Genomic DNA, 246 nt, shown 5'->3' with positions numbered 1-246 from the left:
GCCATAGGCCGCCCATGACTGATCAAATACACCAAGAAGCCCTCAAAAATTTCGCGTGTCAGCCCTTCTTCTCGAAGCATCAACATCAGATCGAAAAGGTCTCTTGGGTGTTGCCGATCCAGTGCAGCGCAAATTTTACCGCCGTAGAGGTCGGGCAAGGACACCACCGCTATCGAGGCGAAACCAACCTCATCCTCGACCAACGGCACTACGTCACGTTCCAGCGGCTGCAGGGCAGTCCCGCGC

The 246-nt window shown here is 56.1% G+C and carries 1 protein-coding gene; it reads right to left on the bottom strand.

All coding sequences use genetic code 11. From position 1 onward, the window contains the following. Positions 1-246: nucleotidyl transferase AbiEii/AbiGii toxin family protein (locus AAEZ05_RS29700; RefSeq protein ID WP_350650219.1), on the bottom strand; the 246-nt coding region annotated here is incomplete at both ends.

Source organism: Pseudomonas sp. HY13-MNA-CIBAN-0226, assembly GCF_040310305.1.
Lineage (GTDB): Bacteria > Pseudomonadota > Gammaproteobacteria > Pseudomonadales > Pseudomonadaceae > Aquipseudomonas > Aquipseudomonas gregormendelii.
This window is presented reverse-complemented; position numbering and strand designations above follow the sequence as displayed.